Raw genomic sequence first — 24324 nt, 5'->3', positions numbered from 1 at the left:
GGAAACCAAATATGATTGCAGAAGACAACTATGATAACAGGGATGATGTGAGGGTATCAGGACTTAGAACATTCAGCTATTCAGCACAGTTTTCGTGGATTTCTTTGGCTGATCTATTCAAACATAATTAACAAACACTTTTTATGTTAATTTATTCAATTTAGAGATAAATTAATTACTTTTACTGGTGTTAAGTTATTTATTAACATTCAATCATTTTACATGTAAATTTGAAACAAATACTAAAAAGCTAATATCATACTACATGAAACGTCGCGCATTTTTAAAAACTACAGCAATTGGAACAGGTATGATTGCAATGGGAAGTCGCTCTGATATCTTCTCAATGCCGGGATTAACGCCTGCTAATCAAACTATAGGCAATAAACTTCCCCTATGGAGAGGATTTAATATTTTAGATTTTTTCACTGTTGACCGATATATCTCTGATAAAGAAAAATTCTTAGCTACTGAACAGGATTTTAAGTGGATGGCTGACTGGGGATTCGACTTTGTACGCATTCCTATTGCATATCCATGTTATCTTAATTATGATCCCGCAATAGGAAGAAATATCTATCCTGAAGAGACGGTTGATTTCAGAGAGGAGGCTATTGAGGCAATTGAAAAGGTTGTTTATGCTGCCAATAAGTATAATTTGCATGTAAGCCTGAATTTGCACCGTGCACCCGGTTTTTGCATAAATGCACATTTCCATGAACCATTTAACTTATGGTTAGATAATGAAGCACAGCAGGCATTTTATCAGCATTGGGATATGTGGGCTAAGCGATTCAAGAACATCTCGCCAAAACTGTTGAGTTTTGACTTGGTGAATGAACCCTGTTTTAAGGAGGATATGAATGATCAGTTTTCTCCTTCAACACCAATACCGGGTGAAATTTATCGAAAAATTGCCAAAGGATGTCTGGAAGTAATTCACAAGTATAATGCTGACAGATTGGTAATTGCTGATGGCAATCATGGTGGCAATCTTGTAATTCCTGAACTTATGGATCTCCCTATTGGACAGAGCTGCAGGGGCTATTTTCCTCATTATGTATCCCACTATCGCGCCAGTTGGGTATGGAAGAATCCGGATGATGCACCCAGACCTGTATGGCCAGGTGTTATAAATGGTGAGAAGTTTAACAGACAGGTACTAGAAGAATTTTATCAACCATGGATAGATCTGGTTAACCAAGGCGTAGGAGTTCATTGTGGTGAGTGCGGTTGTTATAAAGAAACACCTCATGATATTTTTCTTGCCTGGTTTGGGGATCAGCTAGATATTCTTACTTCGCATAATATTGGTTGGGGTTTATGGAACTTCAGAGGTAGTTTTGGACTATTGGATTCAGAAAGAAAAGATGTAGACTATGAAGATTGGTATGGACATAAACTGGATAGAAAACTATTAAATATCCTTCAGCAGCATTGACAATTAAATCAAATAATACAAAAAGAATAGTTGCTAATGAAATAAAATATTCTAATGTCATCTAAAAACATATCCAGAAGAGAATTTGCAAAAGCTTTTTCGCTGAGCATTGGAAGTCTGCTATTTTTCAACCAATGCAAATTTTCTTATGAACCTCAATACAGGTTTTTTTCCGAGGAAGAGGCTACGCTTACAGATGCAATTGTAGAACAAATTATACCTACAGATGAATGGCTAGGTGCTAAGGATGCGGGAGTGACTAATTTCATTGATAAACAACTGGTTGGTCCTTTTTCAAGATTTAAAACGGATTACAGATCGGGGTTGAATTCCATTATTGTTACCTGTCAAAACATTTATGGGAAAAAGTTTGAGGAGTTGTCATGGTGTGAACAGACTGAATTCTTAAAAGAGATGGAAAGAGGGACTTTCAGTGATATTGAGAGTAAAAATACTGGAAACAATGATAACTTCTGGAATGACAATGAAAGGGTTTGGAAAAAAGGTGCTGACAGGTCATTTTTTGAGTTGATTAGAAGTCATACCATGGCAGGGTATTATAGAAGTCCAAGACACGGAGGCAACTATATATATGTGAGTTACAGGATGATTGGTTTAGATATTCCTACTATACAAGGCAGAAATAAACACAACTTATCATGACACGATAAGCGAGTCCTATTCGAAATAATTAAAGACTAATAGTGTTAATCGTATGAAAAACAGTCACGTAAATGCTGTGGTAGTCGGAGCTGGTGCCGGTGGTGGTGTTGTAGCTAAAGAGCTTAGTGTTGCGGGCTTGACGGTAGTCTTGTTCGAAAGAGGTGGTTGGGCCTCTTTTGATGATCACGATCATGATGAGATTTTTTCACAGCGCACTACTTTGCTTGGAAATGCATATGGACCTGATAATGATCGGAACAGAAGAGTAAGGGTACTACCAGATGGAAAAGAGATCATTGTATTACCTAATGACTGGAGATATGAAAATAATGCGGCATGTGTTGGTTCAGGGACTGTAAGCTATGGCGCCATGGCATGGAGATTTATGTCCGAAGACTTTAGAATGAAATCTACTTACGGACATGTAGAGGGCTCCTCTATAGATGACTGGCCTATTTCTTATGAAGACCTTGAACCATGTTACGAAAAAGATGAGTGGGAAATTGGTGTTGCAGGTGATGATAGTTTAAATCCGTTCGCTCCTCCCAGAAAAAAGCCACAACCTATGCCACCCTTCGAACATAATAAAGAGGCAAAAATATTAGAGGTGGCTGCACGAAGATTAGGGTATCATCCTTTCCCTATTCCAATGTTAAGAAATTCAATTCCTTTTGGCGGACGCCCGCAGTGCTACAGAATACGGTCTTGCGTTGGCTTTGCCTGTCCAGTTAATGCTAAAAACGGCACACATAACACAGTTATACCGATTGCACTTAAGACTAAGAATTGTGAACTTAGAACTCATTGCATGGTTAGTGAGATTCTTGTTGACAATAATGGAAAAGTAACCGGAGTTAGTTACTTTGATGAGAAAAAAAGGAAGCAAACTCAGACAGCTGATATTGTAGTTGTTTCTTCTTCTGCTACAGAAACAGCCAGACTGTTGCTTAACTCCAAATCTAAATTTTTTCCAGCAGGAATTGGAAACGAACATGACTGGGTGGGTAGAAACCTGCAAGGGCATGCTTATGCGGGAGCGTATGGTCTGTTTGAAGAGGATATTTATGATGATCGAGGACCTGGAGCATCATTAGCAATATGTGATTTCAATCACTATAACCCCGGGATTATTGGTGGTGGAGTTTTGTGCAACGAGTTTAACCGACTCCCATATCTTTTTAGTGGAATAAGGCCGCCCAATTCACCTTCATGGGGTAAAGATCATAAAGATTTTCAGAGAATCAATTTCAAGCGAGTAGGACAAGTTATTGGACCTTATCAGGAAATACCATCTTTTGAGTCAAGAGTTGAAGTTTCACATCATGTAAAAGATTACTGGGGAATTCCTGTATGCAAAATTTCAGGCAATATGAGCGTAAAAGATGATGAAGGAACAGCATTTATGGCAGATAAAGCAGAAAAATGGCTGTTAGAAGCAGGAGCATCTGTTGTATGGAAAACTGGTGTAACAAAAGGTCCACGCCCTGCTTCGGGAGGACAACATCAAGCCGGTACCTGTAGAATGGGAAATGACCCAAAGACATCAGTTTGCGATAAATATGGGCGAGTTCACAATGTTCCTAATGTATTTGTTGCTGATGGCAGTTTACATGTAACAAACGGTGGGTTTAATCCTGTTTTGACTATTATGGCTTTAGGTTATCGTATAGGAGGTTATATCGCATCCGAATGGAACAAAGGTAATCGATTTAAATGATAAAACTAAAGATCTAAATAATGTAAGCACTAAGATCTCCAAGATATGAAGACATCAAATAAACTGGTTAAAGCACTCAAAATTTTCATAATTGTTTTAATTGTTGGTTTTCTTGCAATAAGTCCTTTCTATGCCTACTGGAATTCGGCTCCTGCAGAACAAACCTGTGCTGTTTGCCATGAAATATCGAATTCTGTTCATGTTTTAGCCAATTCAGCTCATCGTGAATTATTATGCAAAGAGTGTCATGGAACTGCATTGAGTAACGGTGTACATAGTATAAAAGAGAAATCAATGATGTTTGTAAATCATATTCGTGGGATTAATACTGATAACATAATAATGGGAGAATCACAAATTCTGGAAGTAATGAACAATTGTAGAAGGTGTCACTCATCAGAATATGCTAAATGGGAATCTGGAGGACACTCTGCAACATATGGGTATATTCTTTTAGATAGTATACAAAACAGTAATGAACTATTAAATTATGATTGTTTAAGGTGTCATGGTATGTATTTCGAGGGAACCGTAGCTGACCTGGTAGAACCGATTTCCATGGATGGTCCATGGCAATTGGTTAATGCAAACAGAAATGATCTCCCTACTATTCCATGTATGGCATGCCATATGATTCATACAGATGGGGATCTGACAAGCTCCATTCTAACAGAAAATTACTACTGGGACTCTTTAAGAACAATTCCGTTACATAGCCCCGGACTCAGTTTTTATGTTCGCTCTGAAAAAGAGAATTACACAGTAGATTTACTGCCCGCATATAATATATATGATGATTCTTTGATGGTGGTTGTTTCTGACGATCCGATAATGCGCAACTGCATTCAGTGCCATGCACCTAATTCAAGACATGAAGCAGGTACCGGAGATGATCGTACCCCACGAGGAGTACATGAAGGACTGAGCTGCACTGTATGTCACGAACCACATAGTAATAATGCTCAAAATAGTTGTATTAAATGTCATCCGGCAATTTCTAACTGCCAGATAGATGTTACACAGATGAATACAACTTATAAATACAAAGATAGTCCTAACAATATTCATTTTGTCTCCTGTAATGATTGCCATGAAAATGGCAGGGGAGTTAAGTAATTATTTAAATCACACTAATTCATACAAAGACACATAATACTTAGATGCACTACCTAATTATTAATACAGAATTTAAATAATACAACCATGAATAAAAGAGATTTTCTAAAATCAGCTGCTGTAATAGCAGGAGCAACAACTGTAAGCCCGCTGTTTTCCTCTGGTATTAAAGGTAATTCAGCTGTATCAGGAGTAAAAATAACATCTGCAAACTTAGATAGGCAAACGACTGATAAAGTAACACTGAAAAAGAGTCTTGGACTTGGTATGATCTCTGAGGATTTATCTCTCTCTGACAAATTCAAACTTGCAAAGGATCTGGGTTTTGATGGTGTGGAGCTGAATAGTCCTGTCGATTTCTCATTGGAAGAAATAAAGAGGGCTAAAGAAAACTCTGGAATTGAAACTCCTACTGTGGTAAACAAAGATCATTGGAATGTACCTCTTTCTGATCCGGATCCGGAGGTAAGGAAAAAGTGTATTGCCTCGGTTGCCAAATCTCTGGAAGAGATTAAAGATCTTGGTGGAGATACAGTATTGGTTGTACCTGGGGTTGTTAATGAAAAGGTTTCTTATGAAGATGCTTATATCACATCTCAGAACTCTATACGTGAATTGATTCCATATGCTGAGAAAACGGGTATGCAGATTGGTCTGGAAAACGTTTGGAATAACTTTCTGATCAGTCCGGTTGAAGCTAAGAGATTCATAGATGAGATTAATCATCCTCTTGTAGGATGGTATTTTGATATCGGAAATGTATTGCGCTATGGCTGGCCTGAACACTGGATTAAGACACTGAACAGGCGTATCATGAAGCTTCATATTAAAGAGTTCAGTCGTGAGCTGATGAACACTGCGGGACTAAGGGAGGGATTTAATGTTGATCTTCTTAAAGGTGATAATAACTGGCCTGTGGTAATGAAAGCAGTCAGTGAAATTAAACACCAGGGAGGTTGGCTTACTGCTGAGGTTCCAGGAGGTGACAGAATTCATTTAAAGAAAATTTCAGAACAGATGGATGAGATTATTTCTTATCTTTAAAGTCTGTTATGTTGAGGTTCCCCAATAACCTAGTGTGTAATTTATTAATCAACAGGAGCTCCTTCAAATAATTTGAGCTCCTGTATTTAAATTTATAAGAAATGAAAACAAAATTATCGTTTTTTGCATTGTTTTCCGCTATTGTAATGCTATGTTCGTGCAACAGTAAAGCAAGTGAAGTAAATAAAACAGTAAGTAACGACTGGAAACTATCTATGCAGTCTTATACTTTTAATCTTTTTACTGTTCCAGAAGCGTTGGATAAGACTGCTGAACTTGGACTAAATTATATTGAGATTTATCCTGGTCAAAAGATGGGACCCGAATTCAATGACGCTATCTTCGGTTACAATCTCACATTGGATCAACAAGCTCAATTGAAAAAGTTAGCTGCATCAAAGGATATAAAGATTGTCTCTTCGGGAGTATGGACTGCAAAACGCGATGAATGGGCTCAGGTATTTTCTTTTGCTGGTAATATGGGAATGGAGTTTATCAGTGCTGAACCGGATCCTGAAGACTGGAATTTGGTTGAGGGTCTTGCAAAAGAGTACAATATAAAAGTTGCTGTTCATAATCATCCTAATGAGAACTCCTATTGGAATCCTGAAATTTTACTTGATTATATTGGTGAAAGAAGCACACTTATTGGATCTAGTGCTGATGTTGGTCATTATAAAAGAATGAATGTTGATCCAACTCTTGCTTTGAGAAAGCTGGATGGAAGATTGATCTCTATGCATTTTAAGGATATTGCTGCTCCAGATTCAGATGGAAATTATGAAGATGTGGTTTGGGGAACAGGTATACTTGGAGTTAAAGATATGTTACAAGAGCTGGATCGACAAAACTTCAAAGGTTATTTTACGATTGAATATGAAGCAAATTGGGAGAATAACCTTCCTCAGATTAAGGAGTCAATAGAATATTTCAAAAAAACTGTTCAAACGATCAAATAAATTAATATAAATACAGAATCGTTAAAACGCAAGCAGGGAAATTATCTCTGCTTGCATTTTTTTAATAAAACTGTAGTCATATATCTCTAATTTTATCTATTTTTGGTAAATTGATTCTTATTTTGAATAAATATAAAGTAATACTGTGACATAAATTAGATTATCGTTCACCTCTGATTTTACCATATTTCTCAGACTTACTGACTTAGGTCAAAATCTCAAATGGCTGTGAAAGTGAAAACTTGATATAAAATAACTCAATTAAACATTTTATAATTTGGTATATGAAAAAGACAGACAGTAAAAGTGAAATCAGCAGAAGACAGTTTTTAAACTACTCTGCTTTAGGTCTGGCAGGCCTTACAATTCTTCCAAGTTGGACTATTGGTGGTGTTAAAGTTGCACCAAGCGATCGTGTTGTTCTCGGGTTTATTGGGTTAGGTCGTCAAGCTCTTAGTGATTTTAGAGGTTTTGCAGGAGCACCAGGAGTGCAGGTGGCTGCCTGTTGTGATGTTGACAGCATTAAAATTGCACGATTCCAAAATAGAGTGGCAGAGTGGCAAAGATCTCTTAATGTTGCTGAAAGATGTGATGGCTATGAGTTCTATGAAGACCTTCTTGAACGTAAGGATATTGATGCAGTGGCAATTGTAACTCCTGACCATTGGCATGCATTGATGACCATCGATGCTTGTAATGCAGGTAAAGATGTTTATGTTCAGAAACCTTTAGCATATACAATAACAGAAGGTTTTGAAATGGTTAAAGCTGTTCGCAATAATAGAAGAGTTTTACAAGTTGGAAGTCAACAGCGTTCTAGTCGTGAATTTCAAAAAGCAATTGAATTAGTACAATCAGGAGCAATTGGTCATATTGAAAAAATATATGCAAGAGTTGGTGCCCCTCCAACACCACTGGATCTTCCAGAAGAACCAGTACCGGCAAATTTGAATTGGAACCAGTGGATGGGACCGCTTAATGATCCTAATATTCATTACCATCCTGATCTTTGTCCTCCAATCTCACTGGATCCTGTTCAAAATGAGAAATTATGGGGAGCATGGAGATGGTATCGAGAAACTGGTAATGGTTATACTGCTGACTGGGGAGCTCATATGTTTGATATTGCACAAGCAGCCATCGGTATGGACGGCTCCGGACCTGTTGAATATATACCACAAGGGTATAATGGAACAAAATATGCAACTATGAAGTATGCAAATGGAATCGTCATGACAGAACAACCCTATCTGGAGGATAACGAATCTGCACAGGGAATAAAATTCTGGGGAACAAATGGTTGGATTGAAGTAGCACGTGGTTATTTAGCTTGCTCAGATCCTTCTAAAGTTCCTTCCGAATTGGCTGGAAACAGACCTTTAACACCTGAACAGATGAGGGAAAGAATGGCTCAGGCTCAATCAGCTGCACAGCAATCCAGACAAGCAGAAAGGAACAGATCAAGCAACGCTTTATCTTTCGAAATAAGTTCACCCCATATGCAGAATTTCATCGACTGTGTTCGCTCAAGAAAGAATCCAATTGCTCCGGTTGAAGTTGGTTGTAGTACAAATACACTTTGCTGTTTAGCTAATATGGCTTTAGAACTTGGCAGACCAATCAAATGGAATCCGGCTACCCTCAGCTTTGACGATGATAAAGAAGCTGAATCTCACAGACTTTATTATTACAAATACCGTCGTCCTTATTCTTTATATTAATTAATTAATAAATAAAATTCACATGGAAAATAGAAGAGATTTTTTAAAGAAGGCATCTTTATTTACAGTTGCAGGAATGTTTGCAGGTAAATCAAGCTTTGCAAACATTTCAAAATTGAGTAACGTATCAGCTGTTACTAACAAAAAGATTGGTTTACAGATATACTCATTAGGCAGAGAACTCTATCAGGATGTTCCTGGTGGTTTAAAAAAGATCGCTCAAATGGGATATTCAACTCTTGAACTAGCCGGTTACAATAATGGTAAGATTGGTAACATAGAAATGAGCGAATTCCGCAAAATGTCAGATGATGCCGGTCTTAAAATTATCAGTTCTCACTTGAATCCTCCAGTTCGTGAATACACTAAAGACAATAAAGGAGAAATTTCAGAATTCTGGAAGAAGGCTGCTGATGATCATGCAAAAATTGGAGTAAAATATATTGTACAGCCGGGACAACCATCTACTCGAAGCTCGGAAGAGGTTTCAATTGTTTGTGAAGTTTTCAATGAAGCAGGTAAAATAGCAAAAGAGAACGGTCTGATTTTCGGTTATCATAATCACGAAATGGAGTTTGCCCGAGTAGTGCCGGGAGGTAAAGAGATGGTTTTCGGTCGCAGATTTTTTGGAAGAGCGCCTGAAGGTATGGAAGTTATATATGACGCTTTCTTAAGGCAAACAGATCCTGAACTTGTTATATTTGAGTTAGATGTTTATTGGACGGTGATGGGTCAAAGTGATCCTGTAGAATATATGCAGAAATATCCTGATCGTATAAAATTACTCCATATCAAAGATAAGGAAGTTTTAGGAGAATCAGGAATGATGAATTTCGAAAAGATATTCGAACAGGCTTATAAAAACGGTATAGAAGACTACTTCGTTGAACTGGAGGGTATTTCTAAAGGTACACAGTTTGAAGGAGTAAAAGGTTGTGCAGACTACCTGATAAAAGTTCCTTTTGTTAAGTAGTTATATTTTATTTAAAATCAATAATAAAGTTCATATAATGATAGAGGGAGAGTCTCCCTCTATCATTTAAATAATTGTCAAATTAGAATCATGAGATCAATCAAATTATTATTTATCAATTTACTATCCATAATTATTGGATTATCAACAATTACTTCAATATTTGCACAGGGAAACTACACCTCACTGAAAGGGAAAAAAATTCTTTTTGTATATGGTGGTTGGGACGGACACGAACCTGTTGAAACTAAAGACATTTTTGTACCATGGCTTATCTCACAAGGTGCAGAAGTCAGATTGAGTGATAATCTTGATATTTATACTGATTTAAATGTGATGAATAATATTGATCTTATTATCCAAACATGGACAATGGGAGAAATTAGTGCTGAGCAGGAAAAAGGTCTTACTGATGCTGTAAAACGTGGAGTTGGACTTGCGGGATGGCATGGAGGAATAGGTGATTCTTTCAGAAACTCAACTGAATATCAGTTTATGGTAGGTGGTCAGTTTGTCTCTCATCCAGGTGGAGTAATTCCTTTCAATGTGAAAATTTGTAATAAAAATGATGAAATCACACGTGGATTAAAGGATTTTAAAATGACTTCTGAGCAATATTTCATGCATGTTGATCCAAATGTAAATATACTTGCCACTACAACATTTACAGGTGAACATGCACCTTGGATTAAGGGAGCTGTAATGCCTGTGGTTTGGAAAAAAATGTATGGCCAAGGTAAAGTATTTTACTCCTCACTTGGTCATGATGCCAATGATTTCACCATTTATGAAGTGTTGGAGATCATGAAAAGAGGAATTAATTGGGCAGCATCGGATTCTCCTATTTCAATGGAAATAAGTGGATGTAATGAAGCAAAACAACCTGTTGATTATGTAAACCCTTATTTGGGAAACATTAGCCACCTGTTAGTACCAACATTTCCTACTATCCATTTACCTCACAGTATGTTGCGTGTTTATCCTGAAAGAGGCGATTTCACTGGTGATGTATTGAATGGTCTTCCAATTGTTGTTACAAGTCACAGAGGTAGTTCAGCATTTAATCTTAGCCCTTTCTATACAGAAAGAGAAGAGTTAACACCAGTAATAAAATACAGTTACGATAACGAAAAAATCACTCCTTATAAATATCATGTATATCTTGATGAAGAAGATATAACAGTTGATTATACACTTTCACATCAATCAGCAATTTATAAGATTAACTTTGGTAATGAGGACAAAAATGGAAATTCAACAATTATAATAAATTCAAGAAATGGAGAGTTAAAATGGGACGGTTCGGCAATTTCAGGTTACCAGAATTTAGCTAATAATACAAAGGTGTACCTTTATCTGGTACCGGAATTATTACCTGTATCTGCTTCTGTTCTAACCGATGGAATCTTGAAAGAGGGGCATTCAGCTTCTGGTCGTAATGCATCTTTGGTATTAAAATGGCCAAAAGATTATAAAGAACTCACTTTTAGATATGGAATTTCTTTTATTGATGAAGATCAGGCGAGAAGAAATATGGAGCGTGAAGTTGCAGACAAATCATTTAATGAGATCGCTGAAACTAGTCGTAATATTTGGAATGATGAGCTAGGTAAAATTCAGGTAAGCGGTGGCACTGAAGATGATAGATTCCTTTTTTATACATCGCTATACAGAACTTACGAGAGACCTGTTTCAATTTCGGAAGATGGAAGATACTTTAGTGCTTTTGACGGAAAGGTTCATGATGATTTTGGGCGACCATTTTACACAGACGACTGGATATGGGATTCATACAGAGCCCATCACCCTCTTCGTATTCTGATTGATGCAAAAAGAGAAGAGGATATATTAAACTCATTTGTTCTAATGTCTGAACAAATGGAAAACTTATGGTTGCCAACTTTCCCTGAAATTACAGGTGATAGTCGTCGTATGAATTCAAATCATGGTGTAATCTCTATACTTGATGCTCATATTAAAGGATTAGGAAATTTTGATCTGAAAAAAGCATATATGGCAGGTAAAGGAGCTATAATGGATAAAACTCTGGCTCCATGGTCAGGTTCTCCTTCAGGTGAATTAGATAAGTTTTATCATGAGAAAGGATATATTCCTGCTTTGAGAGAAGGTGAGGAGGAGACTATTCCTGAAGTGCATAGTTTTGAGCGCAGACAACCGGTAGCTGTTACATTAGGCACTTCATACGATCAGTGGAGTCTTGCACAATTGGCAAAAAGTCTTGGATTGAAAAATGATTATGAGTATTTCATGAATGCATCATTTAATTACAGGAATCTGTTCAATAGTGAAACAGGTTTTTTTCACCCAAAAGATAAAGATGGCAAATTTATACAACCTTTCGATTATCGTTATGATGGTGGAATGGGTGCACGAGGTTTTTATGGAGAAAACAACGGATGGATTTATCGGTGGGATGTACCTCACAATATTCCTGATTTAATTGATCTCATGGGAGGGAAAAAGGTATTTGTTGATAATCTGGACAATATGTTCAGAGAACCGCTCGGTAAAAGTAAATATGATTTCTATAGTCAGCTACCTGACCACACAGGAAATGTAGGACAATTCTCAATGGCAAATGAACCATCTTTACATATTCCTTATTTATATAACTATGCCGGAGAGCCATGGAAAACACAGAAGAGAGTAAGAACTCTGATCAAACAGTGGTTCAGAAATGATCTTATGGGTATACCAGGAGATGAGGACGGAGGCGGTCTCTCTTCATTTGTAGTTTTCTCACAGATGGGCTTTTATCCTGTAACACCGGGAACTACTGAATATACTATTGGGAGTCCTTTCTTCGATCATGTGAAAATAAACCTAGGTAACGGTAATTTCTTTGAGATTGAAACAATAAATAATTCACCTGAGAATAAATACATTCAGTCAGCTACTTTAAACGGAAAACCGTTTAATAAAGTATTTATTGATCATTTCGATATTATGAAAGGTGGAAAAATCGTATTTGAAATGGGAAACAAGGCAAAAAGAGACTATTTTACAACCGATTAAATATAAATATTTAATATTGTTTGAACAGTTTTTAGATTTATACACATAATGATTTCATAAATTTGCGATCTGTCAAATAATAACACAATTATAAGTTTACAATGAACAATAAAATACACTATTCTTACAGTAATATTCAATTAACCTTTCTTGTAATACTAAGAGTTTTAATCGGGTGGTATTTCTTATATGAAGGTTTAGCAAAAGTTTTTACTCCCAATTGGACAGCTTTTGGTTATTTAATAGACTCGAAAGGAATTTTCTCACCTATTTTTACTGCAATTGCTGAAAACCCTGATATACTGGCGATTTCAGATTTTCTAAATATCTGGGGACTGGTTATTATTGGTCTTTTAATAATTCTTGGACTCTTTGAGAGAATAGGTTATATTGGTGCGGCAGCTCTTTTAGTCATGTACTATTTGGCTCACCCCCCTCTCATGAATGTTGAGTATTTATTTCCTACTGAAGGCTCATATTTATGGGTGGATAAAAATCTTATTTTGCTATTCACAGTTATAGTACTGTACCTATTCCCCACTGCTAAAGCAATTGGATTTGACAGATTAATTTTTAATAAGAAATAAGCAAATCACAAATAAAAATGTCTGAAAACAACATAAACAAAGAAATAAACAACGATCAAACCAGTCAGAAACCGGATAATGATCTTCAAAACAGACAGGAAAATCCCGAAAACACCAAACCTGTTTCACAAGGAAGGCGTGATGCTTTAAAAGCCCTGGCAACTGTACCCGTGTTGGGAGCAATGGCTTATGGTGTTTACAAGAAAAGGAAAAATGAACTTGTACACAGGTCTGCAGCAGATATGTTTCGTTTTCCTTCAGAAATACCTCAGTACGTACCATCAATAACTGATGGTCAAACTATCAGACTAGGTATAATTGGATCAGGTATCCGAGGAAAACAGTTAATGGAAGCATTGGGTTTTGCTACTCCTGAGAATGTTCAAAATCTTATTGAGCTAAACCTAAATGATTCAAAAAACACCAGATATAAGGATTTTCTTGAACAAGAGGATCTCAATATAAGAATTACTGCTATATGTGATATATTTGACTTTCATGCAGATGAAGCAATAGCTGCCGGTGCAAATATCCACAGAGAAGGTACAAATGGAAAATTTGGCGATAAACCTGTAAGATATAGAAATTATAAAGAGTTATTAGCATCAGATGATGTGGATGCGGTTGTAATCGCTTCACCCGACCACTGGCATGGACAAATGGCAATGGATGCTGTCAGAGCCGGGAAACATGTCTATCTTGAAAAACCAATGACATGGACTGTTCCTGAAACTTATGCACTACGCGATCTGGTAAGAAACAGCAATATAGTATTTCAACTGGGACATCAAAATCGTCAGATAGAGGCATATGAGAGAGCAAGAGAAATTATAGATAGAGGATTACTCGGACCAATTACTCTTGTTGAAACAGGAACTAACAGAAACGACCCTAACGGTGCATGGGTTTATGACATTAACCCCGAGGCTAATCCTGATACAATCGATTGGAAACAGTTTGATGGGGACCCTGACAGAATTAAAGAGTATATGGACTACATGACATCTGCAGGATTAGCAAAATATATTGGTCCTGATCCTCGAGATAAATTCAGTCTGGAAAGATTCTTCAGATGGCGTTGCTGGTGGGATTATAGTACAGGCTTAAGTGGTGACCTGTTAACTCATGAGTATGATGCAATGAATCAAATCCTTAAACTTGGAATTCCTGCATCTGCATCTTCTTCAGGTGGCGTTTACTTCTTTAAAGATGGACGCACTGTTCCTGATGTATTGCATACAACTTTTGAGTATCCTGATAAAAATATGACTATGCTATATTCTGCTACATTGGCAAGTCAGTTTAAACGTAGTAGAAAAATAATGGGACATGATGCTACAATGGAAGTTGGAAGCTCTCTTACTGTAACAATAGACCCTAAATCTGAAATTTACAGAGAAAGAATCGATAATGGTATGATTCAGGCAGGAGAACCTTTCTATCATTATGTTCCGGGTAAGAATATCGATGCAGTAACTTCTGCAACTGAATTATATTTTGCAGAGAGAGGACTGCTATACTCATATGTAGGTGGAAGACGTTATAATACAACTCACCTTCATCTTCGTGAATGGCTTGAATGTATCAGAACAGGAAAACAACCTTCATGTGATATTGAACAGGGATTCCAGGAAGCAATCACAGCTCACATGGGAACAAGAGCTTATCTAGAAGGTCGCACTATGTATTGGGATGCTGAAAAAGAAGAGATAACTAGAGGGTGATAAATTTTAATAGAACTTACATTCATATTTTTTATGAAATGGGGGATACTTATCCCCCATTTTTTTTATCTTTACGAAATGAATATAAACAGATTAAAGGTTTCAATTCTATAGGTTAAGCGATATTGTAAAACCAATTTTTACTGTACCAATAACACAAAATTTAATCAATCAAATATAATATCTCAATGAATCAAAACAGTAATCTTTCAAGAAGAAACTTTTTAAAAAGTTCAGCAACAATTGGCACTATAGGTGCAGTAGGAGCAGTAGGTGGAATCCCTCTGTTAAGTTCATGTTCATCTGAGGAGAGAAAGAAGAAAGGTGAGGAACTCAAATTGCCTCAACTTCTTGATCAGGCTCCTGATGGACCGGTATTAAAAGCCGGGCTTGTTGGTTGCGGTGGTAGAGGAACCGGTGCAGCAATAGATTTTCTAAATTCTGGCCCCAATCTTCAGATTGTAGCACTTGGAGATGTTTTTCAGGATAAGATAGATGCTTGCAGAGATCTATTAAAAAAGGAGAAAAATGTTGAAATCCCTGATGAAAATTGCTTTGTTGGATTCGATAGTTATGAGAAAGTTCTCGACTCAGGAATTGATGTAGTACTTCTATGTACCCCACCCCATTTCCGTCCTGCACATGTTGAAGCAGCTGTAAATGCAAGAAAACACATTTTCATGGAAAAACCAGTAGCGGTTGACCCCACAGGTGTACGAAGAGTTATTGCAGCCGTAAAAAGAGCTCAATCACTTAAACTTAATATAATCAGTGGTACTATCCGGCGCTCACAAAAAGATTACATGGAAACTCGCAGAAGAGTATTAAATGGAGAAATAGGAGATATTACCGGTGCTCATATAATTAGAAATGGTGGAGCTCTATGGTTCAGAAGCAGAAGACCTGAATGGTCAGATATGGAGTATATGTTAAGAAACTGGGTGAATTTTTGCTGGCTGTCAGGAGATCATATCACTGAACAGTTTATTCATGAAATTGATGTTATGAACTGGTATCTTGGTAAGTATCCAATAAAAGCTTCTGGTTGGGGTGGAAGACAGAGAAGGGTTACTGGTGATCAATATGATTTCTTCAGCATTGAATATCTTTATGATAACGGAATGAGAACTCACTGCGCAGCAAGACAGATAGATGGATGCTCAAATGGTAAGGTAGAACAGATAAATTGCACAAATGGATATGCTGATGCTGCCGGAAAACTATATGATTTGAATGGAAATATTATTTGGGAATACCCAAATACTGAAAATAATTCAAATCCAGAGTGGAGTGTTACAAACCCATTTGTACAAGAACACATCAATTTAGTTTCTGCAATAAGAACAGGAAACACAATTAATGATGGTGAAGATCAAGCCTACTCAACATTAGTTACTATCATGGGTAGAGTTGCTGCCTATACAGGTAAAGATGTGACATGGGACGAAATATTAAATGCAGATATATATCTTGGTCCAAGAACATATACAATGGGTACTGTTGAAGGTATCGTTGAAGCACCACCATTAGCAGGTGTTCAGCATAGTGAATAAACTAAAATCTAAGGCAGATACTTAATTATCTGCCTTTTTTTCATGATCATATTATATTAATTTATTTGTATACATTGAAAAATAGATGTTTATTTGCTATTGATGTAGTAAACTAATGAGCGTAATTTTTTTATATCCATAGGATGACCTCATTGAATCAAAACTGGAAAAACTTTCTAGAAAAAGGTGATGAGTTCTCTTTTTCAATAATCTATAATAAGTATGTAGAGGAACTATATGCCTATGGAATAAGTTTAGGTTTTCAAAAAGAAAATTGCAAGGATGCAATACAAGACGTATTCATCAAAATCTTTTTAGATAGAAACAATATATCGAAAATTGAGAATAAATCAGGTTATATCTTCAGATCTTATAAAAACAGATTGATTGACCTGGAAAAAAAGAATAATAACAAAGACAACATTGATTCAGTTGAGGATAAATTTACCATAGAAGTGACTATCCTTGACAATCTGATAGAAACTGAGATAGCTAATATAGTAAAGGAAAAAATTAAAAAGCTACTGGAAAGTATTACCCCAAATCAACGTGAAGTTGTTTACCTTAAATATGTTGTAGGACTTCAACATAGTGAGATTGCAGAAATTTTAGGAATCCATGAAGAATCTGCACGAAAGCTTCTTTATAGAGCAATGGAGAAATTAAGAAATAAAATCTCTAATGATGAGCTCTATCTTATAGCAATATATTTTATGCTCTTACGCTTTATAATTTAACTTTAAATTTCTAAAGTTAAATTTTTTAATTCATATCGAAATTATGTCCACATAAACGAAAGTAAATCGTTATTATTATAAATGGTTTACTGTGGAAAATAACAAAGAATTTATACGTAATGTAGATTGGCTCTTACAGAATGATGAGTTCATCAAATGGAGGCTTTTTAATTCTAAAGAACTAGAAGATTATTGGAAAGAGTTCATTGAGGATAAACCCTATATGGAAAATGCTCTGGAAGAGGCTATATTACAATTCAATAAAATTAAAATAAATTATTATCAAATTTCTGATATTGAAAAAAAACAGATTTTCAGTAATATAAGTAATAAAATCAAGCAATTTAAATTAAGGCGGTTAATACTTAAAGTTAGTTATACAGCTGCTGTTATTCTAATTGGTTTTATCTCCATATTTATTGTACGTGAGTATAATCATACTGAAAAACAAAAAAATCAAATATCATCAAATATGATTGTTGGCCAATCATTACCTGAGGAAGAAGCTTATATCCTATCTGATGGAATTAAGTTTAAATTAAAAGATAAATCACATGTAGGACTAATAAATAATGGTACTGCTATAATTACTAATAGTGACAACTCCACTAAGATGTTAGCTCTCTCTACAGTAGCAATGAACAGGTTAGTTGTACCATATGGAAAAAGAGCCAATTTAACACTTTCAGACGGTACAGTTATATGGTTAAACTCAGGCACCCAACTTGACTTCCCATCTGAGTTTGTAGACAATACTCGAGAAATATTTGTAAATGGAGAAGTTTTTATCGAAGTGAAAAAAGATCTGAACATGCCTTTTATTGTTCACGCAGGTGATATAAATGTTACAGTAACCGGAACATCTTTCAACCTTTCTGCATATTTAGATGACAATATGAAATCTGTTGTATTAGTAAATGGTAAAGTACAAGTTGAAACAAAAAATAATTACAAAACAGATCTCTTGCCTAATGAGAAAATTGAAATTAATAATAATTCGATAAAAAAAGAGATTGTTGAAATTTCGGAATATATAAGCTGGAAAGATGGATTACTAGAGTTATACAGTACCCCTATGTCAGAAATTCTGAAAAAAATAGGAAGGTATTATAACGTTCAATTCGAAAAAAGTGAATTAATAACACTCAACAATGAAACTTTTACTGGTAAACTATTCCTTTCTAACAGTTTAGATAGTGTCATGACCTCTATCTCAACTCTTTCTTCGACTGAATATCTAAGAGATGGAAATAATATATATATAATTAAAAAGGAAATGCCTATGAAATAACAATTTACATTCAGAAGAAAATCGGACAATGCTGCCACATCGCCCGATTTATAAGAAATTAATTTACTAACCGACCTAAATCAGGTAAACTAAATTCATTACAAATGTATGGAAGATATTTATTATTTTAGACTAATTGCTTATAAAGATTATAAGCAAATCGAAAAGATCATGAAATTGACGACACTGCTTTTACTTATTAGCATTTTTAGCCTGACAGCAGAAAATGTTCATTCACAGCAAAAAGAGATTTCTATTAAGTTCAGAAATGAGACTATCATTAATGCAATTTCTAAAATTGAAAAGGCAAGTGATTATGTATTTTTAATCACGGATGAAATTAAGTCGGAACTTAATAATACTACTTCATTAGATGTATCTAAAAAGAGTATTAACAATATACTTGATATTCTGCTAAGTGACACAAATCTTAAATATAACGTAGTTGAAAGACAAGTAACCCTTTACAAATCTCAGGGAAGTGAAGGAAAAGAAGTGTCAGATAAGAATCTTAATGAAATTGTTCAGCAAAAGAAGCAGATCAGAGGAAGAGTTACTGATAATCAGAACGTTCCAATTATTGGAGCTAATATAATAGAAGAAGGTACCACAAATGGAACAGTTACTGATATTGATGGTAATTTTTTATTAGAAGTTGAAAATGATGCCCAAATTCATATTTCGTATATTGGATATCATGCACAGTTGATCAGTACTTCTGATAAAACGACCTTCGAAATAACACTTATTGAGGACACACAATCTTTAGACGAGCTTGTTGTTGTAGGCTATGGACTGCAAAAGAAAAAGTTAATAACCGGAGCAACTTCACAGATTAACTCTGATCAAATTACCAAGCAAAGCCCTGTTTCTATAGTTGATGCTCTTAGATCAAGCACTACTGGAATGCAAATTGTAAAAACTTCAGGTGAACCAGGATCTGCATTTAGGATAAATATTCGTGGTTTAGGGACTACTGGAGATGCTACCCCACTATTTATAGTTGATGGTGTTCCTGTTAGTAATATTAACTATCTGAACCCTTCAGAAATTGAATCTATTGATATACTTAAAGATGCTGCATCATCCTCTATTTATGGTTCAAGAGCTGCAAATGGTGTTGTACTGGTAACAACAAAAACCGGCAATTACAATACAAAACCAACAATTTCATATAATGGACACTATGGAGTGCAGAATCTTTATAAAAAATTGCCTACATTAAATGCACAGGAGTATGCAATATTAATGAATGAAGCCAGACTTAATGATGGACTGGAACCTTATGATTATGCATCTTTGGTGCCTAACTGGGATGAGATAGAAAGTGGCAGAAGCAAAGGCACAGATTGGTTTGGCGAAATTATGGTCAAAAATGCACCATTACAGAATCACACTTTAAGTATTAATGGTGGAACAAATAGTTCAAGGTTTACTATGGGATTCTCTTACACTTCTCAGGATGGAATTCTTGGCAAACCAGTTGCTTCCGAATATGATAGGTATAATTTTAGATTAAATAGTGAACATATTATCTTAGAAAACAAAGACTATTCAATATTAACTATCGGAGAAAATCTATCATACAGCTATATAAATCGTGCAGGTATTGCAACTGGAGGAATGTATACCAACTCAATTCGTAATACTTTATCAACTTCACCATTTATGCCGGTTTATGATGAAAATAATGAGTATCAATTTGCAATTCCCTGGGATATCAGAGTTCCAAATCCAGTGGCAATAATGGTTTATACTCATGGGAATAACACATCAATTGATCATAAAATTCTGGGTAATATTTATATAAATCTTCAACCTATTAAAGATCTAACATTAAGAAGTTCTTTTGGATATGACTTCTCAAATTATACATATCGCAGCTACACACCTAAATATAATCTTAGCGAAAGGCATTTCAGGGATTATAGCAGCACAAGTCATAATATGTATAAAGTTTTAGGAATGACAAACGAAAATACTATTAATTATCAAATACAATTAGGTGATTTAAGACACTCACTTGATATTCTTGGAGGAAATACTATTCAAATTAATAATATTGGCGAAACAATTTATGGAACTAATATCAATAGTATTTTTAATGATCTTGATCATGCCTATTTAGATAATTCTAAAGTTATTGATCCTGCAAGAACTGTATTGGGAAGTTATCCATGGAATGATAACAGGTTATTATCATTTTTTGGAAGAGTAAATTATGATTTCGATGAAAAATATCTTTTAACACTTGTTTTAAGAGCAGATGGATCTTCAAAATTTGCAAAGAATAAGAGATGGGGCTATTTCCCATCAATTGCTACAGGCTGGGTAATCTCTGAAGAGTCCTTTTGGGAAGAAATCAAGAATAATATCAACTTTTTAAAATTCAGGGCAAGTTGGGGACAGAATGGGAATCAGAATATATCTCCATTTCAGTATCTATCTACAATTAGTTTGAGTGGCGCAGATTATTATGGAATAAATAAAAATGAAAGATTAGTTGGAGCTTACCCAAATATATTACCAAATCCTGATGTTACTTGGGAAACATCTGAACAGCTGAATATCGGTTTTGACTCAAATCTGTTTAACAACAGATTAGCACTCAACTTCGATTGGTATAATAAAATAACTCGTGATTGGCTTGTAGCTGCCCCAACTCTCGCTAGTTTCGGTACTGGAGCACCTTATATCAACGGTGGTGATGTTCAAAATAAAGGATTTGAGATTTCAGCAAATTGGAATAATAACATTAATGAACTTAATTACTCAGTTGGTCTAAATTTATCTCATAATAAAAATAAGGTTACAAGAATTGACAATTATGAAAAAATTATCCATGGACTCCCAAATGTTCTGGCAGATTTGACAAGTGAAATATTCAGAGCTGAAGAAGGATTTCCAATAGGTTATTTTTGGGGATACAAAACAGATGGAATATTCCAAAATAAATCAGAGGTGAACGCTTATGTAAACACAAAAGGTGAGTTGATTCAGTCAGATGCAACACCTGGAGATGTTCGCTTTATCAATACAAATGATGATAATGTTATTGATGATAAAGATAAAGTCATGATAGGTGATCCTAATCCTGATTTCACCTTTGGCTTATCTCTTGGAGCTGATTATAAGGGATTTGACTTTTCATTAGTAGCATCAGGCGTTGCCGGAAACCAGATAATTCAATCTTACAGGGATTTCGCTATTTTTCCAACACATAATTTTACAACTGATATTTTTGGTCGTTGGTATGGTGAAGGTACATCAAACAGACTTCCCAAATTATCAACCGCTTCATCTAAAAACTTTTCTAATATATCTGACCTTTATGTAGAAGATGGCGATTATTTAAGAATAAGTAGTATTTCAGTAGGTTATGACTTTAGCAAACTGATCAAAAAAGCCTATCTAAAAAGACTTCATCTCTACTTTACAATTCAGAATCTTGTCACCTTTACAAAATATTCCGGTATGGATCCCGAGATAGGATATAATGGAGGTGTGAGCTTTGGATCAGGAATAGACTTAGGATTTTATCCCAGTCCACGAACTGTATTGGTAGGATTAAATGTCACATTTTAAAAAGAGCATAATTATGAGAAAATATATAGTTTTATTAATTGGTCTATTTTTAATTGAAAGCTGCGCTGATTTTCTGGACACAGAACCTTTTACTAGTAAGGTAAATACAAACTTTTACCAATCACCTCAAGATGTGAATCAAGCATTAATAGGTATATATTCTGTTTTAAACCCTGGAACTTCTCATATGCACAGTTTTTTTATATCTGAACTGCTTTCGGACGATAGATTTGCTGGAGGAGGTGGCGTTGATGCAGCTATACATGCAATATCAGAGTTTAAAAACTTCTCAAATGATATGTATCTATACCCTTGGCAACAAAATTATAGGGGAATATTCAGAGCAAATATGCTACTAGAATCTATAGAACAAGTTACTTCATGGGAGTCTGAAACTCAAAAAAACAGATACATTGGTGAGGCTCATTTTATGAGAGCTTACTATTTTTTTGATCTGGCCAGATTGTTTGGTACAGTTCCTTTAGTATTGGAAACTACTCCACAAAATCTTCCAAAGGCAACACCAGAAGAGTTGTTTGGGCAAATTGCAGCTGACTTATTAATTGCAATTGAAAAAATGCCTGATACTCCATATTCTTCAAATGATATTGGACGTGCTACAAAATGGGCTGCTCAAGGTATGTTGGCTAGAGTTTTTTTATATTATACAGGAGTCTATGGAAAAACAGAGATTCAACTACCTGAAAATGGCACTTTAACAAAAACAGAAGTAATTAATAATGTTGATTATTGTATTGCCAATAGCGGTCATGAGTTGGTTGATGATTTTAGAAATCTTTGGCCCTATTCTTATGCTAGCAACTACGATTATGCTGTAGAAAATAATTTAACATGGATAGGTGAAGAAGGTGGAAATAAAGAAAACATGTTTTCAATTCGATTTGGATCTTTTGGTGGAAACAGTCGCAATACTATTGTATTGTTTTTTGGCGTGAGAATGCAAAATACAAATCCATTTGGCTATGGATGGGGCGCAGGTCCAATTAATCCTCAACTTTGGAACTCCTGGGAGGATTCAGACTTGAGAAAGAAAGCCTCAATTTGTGATGTTAAAAATGAGGATATAGGATATGTTTCAAGCTCAGATCAATATCATGAATCATACTTATGGCAAAAAAAGTATATGCCTGTAAATATCTTTGTTGATGGTAAATTACAAAATATGTACACTTACCTATATGGTACACCTGCAAATAATATGGATTGCAATGCCCAGGAGATTGTTTTATTAAGATTTGCAGATGTATATTTAATGGGTGCAGAATTAGGTTCGGCTAAAGCACAGGAATATCTTGATATCGTAAGAAAAAGAGTTAACTTGCCAAGTGTACCTGCTACCATAGATAACATAAAAAATGAAAGAAGATTTGAATTAGCTTTTGAAGGAGTCAGGTACTATGATTTAATGAGATGGGGAGAGCTTGAAAGTGCTTTTAATAGAGTAAAAAACATTCCTCTAGAAAATGAGGGAAAACCTGTCGAGTATAGTATAATATATCGCCCTGAGACAAAAGGTTTCTTACCAATACCTGAATCGCAGATACAACTGTCTGATGGCATTCTGGAGCAGAATGAAGGTTGGTAATATTAACTCACTTTTAAAATCAATAATTATGAAAAATATAATATATCTGTTTATTACAACAACATTATTGTTATTTTCATGCGATCCTATAGAGAACAGGGATACGTTGCCACCTTTAGAAAATCCTGATAAATTAGCCGAAGCGATAAACCTTAAAGTTGAAAGTACTTTCCCTGGTGGGAATATCATCGCTTTAGGTATAGATGAGGGTTTTCAAGTCCATTGGGATGCAGAAGGTATAAATTCTTTTAAAAATAAAGATACAATTCGTTTAAGAACAATCGGAGAAAAAACTATCATCTGTAATGTCTTGACAAAAGGAGGTATAGTCAGTATAAAGAGAACAATAAATGTAACTTCAGTTCCAAATCTGATTGAAGAACCTCTAGCTTTCCTTATTGACTATTTTGGAGATGGTAAAACTTGGGTTTATGCAACTGATTTTAGCAATGGAACTCTTCACTGGTTCCTTTCAGCACCGTATGCATGGGACGAAATATGGTGGCTGCCAATAGCTGATGGTGTTGTATCTGAAGATGGCTTTCAATCGGAATTATTCTTTGAAAAAATA

Annotated in this window: 17 protein-coding genes and 1 pseudogene; all 18 read left to right on the top strand. The window is 35.3% G+C overall.

The annotated features are described in order from the left end of the window. Positions 1-265 precede the first annotated feature (265 nt). Entirely contained in the window at positions 266-1441 is a 1176-nt protein-coding gene (locus tag PHO43_RS08110; protein ID WP_045089886.1) for a glycoside hydrolase family 5 protein, read from the top strand. A gap of 54 nt (positions 1442-1495) precedes the next feature. After that, complete coding sequence (locus PHO43_RS08105) at positions 1496-2104, top strand: gluconate 2-dehydrogenase subunit 3 family protein (protein WP_288011859.1); 609 nt, start codon at positions 1496-1498, stop codon at positions 2102-2104. A 52-nt stretch (positions 2105-2156) separates the two neighbouring features. Then, positions 2157-3821: a GMC family oxidoreductase gene (locus PHO43_RS08100; RefSeq protein WP_288011857.1), complete on the top strand. Its 1665-nt coding sequence runs from the start codon at positions 2157-2159 to the stop codon at positions 3819-3821. Between the two features lie 45 nt (positions 3822-3866). After that, positions 3867-4937, top strand: coding sequence for a multiheme c-type cytochrome (locus tag PHO43_RS08095; protein ID WP_288011855.1), 1071 nt, complete (start codon positions 3867-3869; stop codon positions 4935-4937). 87 nt (positions 4938-5024) lie between these two features. Then, the gene (locus PHO43_RS08090; RefSeq protein ID WP_288011852.1) at positions 5025-5981 is read left to right on the top strand and encodes a sugar phosphate isomerase/epimerase family protein; all 957 of its coding nucleotides are present in this window, start codon (positions 5025-5027) and stop codon (positions 5979-5981) included. Positions 5982-6082: 101 nt separating this feature from the next. Next, positions 6083-6940, top strand: coding sequence for a sugar phosphate isomerase/epimerase family protein (locus PHO43_RS08085; RefSeq protein ID WP_053826110.1), 858 nt, complete (start codon positions 6083-6085; stop codon positions 6938-6940). A gap of 284 nt (positions 6941-7224) precedes the next feature. Next, positions 7225-8661, top strand: a complete 1437-nt coding sequence (locus PHO43_RS08080) for a Gfo/Idh/MocA family protein (protein ID WP_053826109.1) — start codon at positions 7225-7227, stop codon at positions 8659-8661. Between the two features lie 22 nt (positions 8662-8683). Next, positions 8684-9634: a sugar phosphate isomerase/epimerase family protein gene (locus PHO43_RS08075; RefSeq protein WP_053826108.1), complete on the top strand. Its 951-nt coding sequence runs from the start codon at positions 8684-8686 to the stop codon at positions 9632-9634. A gap of 90 nt (positions 9635-9724) precedes the next feature. After that, a pseudogene (locus tag PHO43_RS08070) lies at positions 9725-10450 on the top strand (ThuA domain-containing protein); the annotation flags it as partial. Between the two features lie 33 nt (positions 10451-10483). After that, positions 10484-12670 (top strand): GH92 family glycosyl hydrolase, encoded by a 2187-nt coding sequence (locus PHO43_RS08065; RefSeq protein ID WP_288011862.1) that lies wholly within the window; start codon positions 10484-10486, stop codon positions 12668-12670. Between the two features lie 101 nt (positions 12671-12771). Then, the gene (locus PHO43_RS08060) at positions 12772-13257 is read left to right on the top strand and encodes a DoxX family membrane protein (RefSeq protein ID WP_045089893.1); all 486 of its coding nucleotides are present in this window, start codon (positions 12772-12774) and stop codon (positions 13255-13257) included. 17 nt (positions 13258-13274) lie between these two features. Beyond that, on the top strand, positions 13275-14981 hold the full coding sequence (locus PHO43_RS08055) for a Gfo/Idh/MocA family protein (RefSeq protein WP_045089894.1): 1707 nt from the start codon (positions 13275-13277) through the stop codon (positions 14979-14981). 188 nt (positions 14982-15169) lie between these two features. After that, positions 15170-16534, top strand: a complete 1365-nt coding sequence (locus PHO43_RS08050) for a Gfo/Idh/MocA family oxidoreductase (protein WP_288011849.1) — start codon at positions 15170-15172, stop codon at positions 16532-16534. Positions 16535-16677: 143 nt separating this feature from the next. Then, positions 16678-17271 (top strand): RNA polymerase sigma factor, encoded by a 594-nt coding sequence (locus tag PHO43_RS08045; protein WP_045089896.1) that lies wholly within the window; start codon positions 16678-16680, stop codon positions 17269-17271. A 91-nt stretch (positions 17272-17362) separates the two neighbouring features. Beyond that, a complete protein-coding gene (locus tag PHO43_RS08040; protein WP_045089897.1) occupies positions 17363-18562 on the top strand; it encodes a FecR family protein in 1200 nt (399 codons plus the stop codon). A gap of 171 nt (positions 18563-18733) precedes the next feature. Next, on the top strand, positions 18734-22147 hold the full coding sequence (locus tag PHO43_RS08035) for a SusC/RagA family TonB-linked outer membrane protein (protein ID WP_288011848.1): 3414 nt from the start codon (positions 18734-18736) through the stop codon (positions 22145-22147). A 13-nt stretch (positions 22148-22160) separates the two neighbouring features. Beyond that, on the top strand, positions 22161-23753 hold the full coding sequence (locus PHO43_RS08030) for a RagB/SusD family nutrient uptake outer membrane protein (RefSeq protein WP_288011847.1): 1593 nt from the start codon (positions 22161-22163) through the stop codon (positions 23751-23753). 28 nt (positions 23754-23781) lie between these two features. Continuing rightward, positions 23782-24324, top strand: a 543-nt coding sequence (locus PHO43_RS08025) for a hypothetical protein (RefSeq protein ID WP_288011846.1), incomplete at its 3' end; no start/stop codon positions are given.

Source organism: Lascolabacillus sp., from assembly GCF_028696275.1.
Lineage (GTDB): Bacteria > Bacteroidota > Bacteroidia > Bacteroidales > Dysgonomonadaceae > Proteiniphilum > Proteiniphilum massiliensis.
This window is presented reverse-complemented; position numbering and strand designations above follow the sequence as displayed.

Excerpts from the sequence above, each read along its gene's own strand:
- PHO43_RS08110 (WP_045089886.1), top strand. The coding sequence starts at position 266 with ATGAAACGTCGCGCATTTTTAAAAACTACAGCAATTGGAACAGGTATG.
- PHO43_RS08105 (WP_288011859.1), top strand. The coding sequence starts at position 1,496 with ATGTCATCTAAAAACATATCCAGAAGAGAATTTGCAAAAGCTTTTTCG.
- PHO43_RS08100 (WP_288011857.1), top strand. The coding sequence starts at position 2,157 with ATGAAAAACAGTCACGTAAATGCTGTGGTAGTCGGAGCTGGTGCCGGT.
- PHO43_RS08095 (WP_288011855.1), top strand. The coding sequence starts at position 3,867 with ATGAAGACATCAAATAAACTGGTTAAAGCACTCAAAATTTTCATAATT.
- PHO43_RS08090 (WP_288011852.1), top strand. The coding sequence starts at position 5,025 with ATGAATAAAAGAGATTTTCTAAAATCAGCTGCTGTAATAGCAGGAGCA.
- PHO43_RS08085 (WP_053826110.1), top strand. The coding sequence starts at position 6,083 with ATGAAAACAAAATTATCGTTTTTTGCATTGTTTTCCGCTATTGTAATG.
- PHO43_RS08080 (WP_053826109.1), top strand. The coding sequence starts at position 7,225 with ATGAAAAAGACAGACAGTAAAAGTGAAATCAGCAGAAGACAGTTTTTA.
- PHO43_RS08075 (WP_053826108.1), top strand. The coding sequence starts at position 8,684 with ATGGAAAATAGAAGAGATTTTTTAAAGAAGGCATCTTTATTTACAGTT.
- PHO43_RS08065 (WP_288011862.1), top strand. The coding sequence starts at position 10,484 with ATGGAAATAAGTGGATGTAATGAAGCAAAACAACCTGTTGATTATGTA.
- PHO43_RS08060 (WP_045089893.1), top strand. The coding sequence starts at position 12,772 with ATGAACAATAAAATACACTATTCTTACAGTAATATTCAATTAACCTTT.
- PHO43_RS08055 (WP_045089894.1), top strand. The coding sequence starts at position 13,275 with ATGTCTGAAAACAACATAAACAAAGAAATAAACAACGATCAAACCAGT.
- PHO43_RS08050 (WP_288011849.1), top strand. The coding sequence starts at position 15,170 with ATGAATCAAAACAGTAATCTTTCAAGAAGAAACTTTTTAAAAAGTTCA.
- PHO43_RS08045 (WP_045089896.1), top strand. The coding sequence starts at position 16,678 with ATGACCTCATTGAATCAAAACTGGAAAAACTTTCTAGAAAAAGGTGAT.
- PHO43_RS08035 (WP_288011848.1), top strand. The coding sequence starts at position 18,734 with ATGAAATTGACGACACTGCTTTTACTTATTAGCATTTTTAGCCTGACA.
- PHO43_RS08030 (WP_288011847.1), top strand. The coding sequence starts at position 22,161 with ATGAGAAAATATATAGTTTTATTAATTGGTCTATTTTTAATTGAAAGC.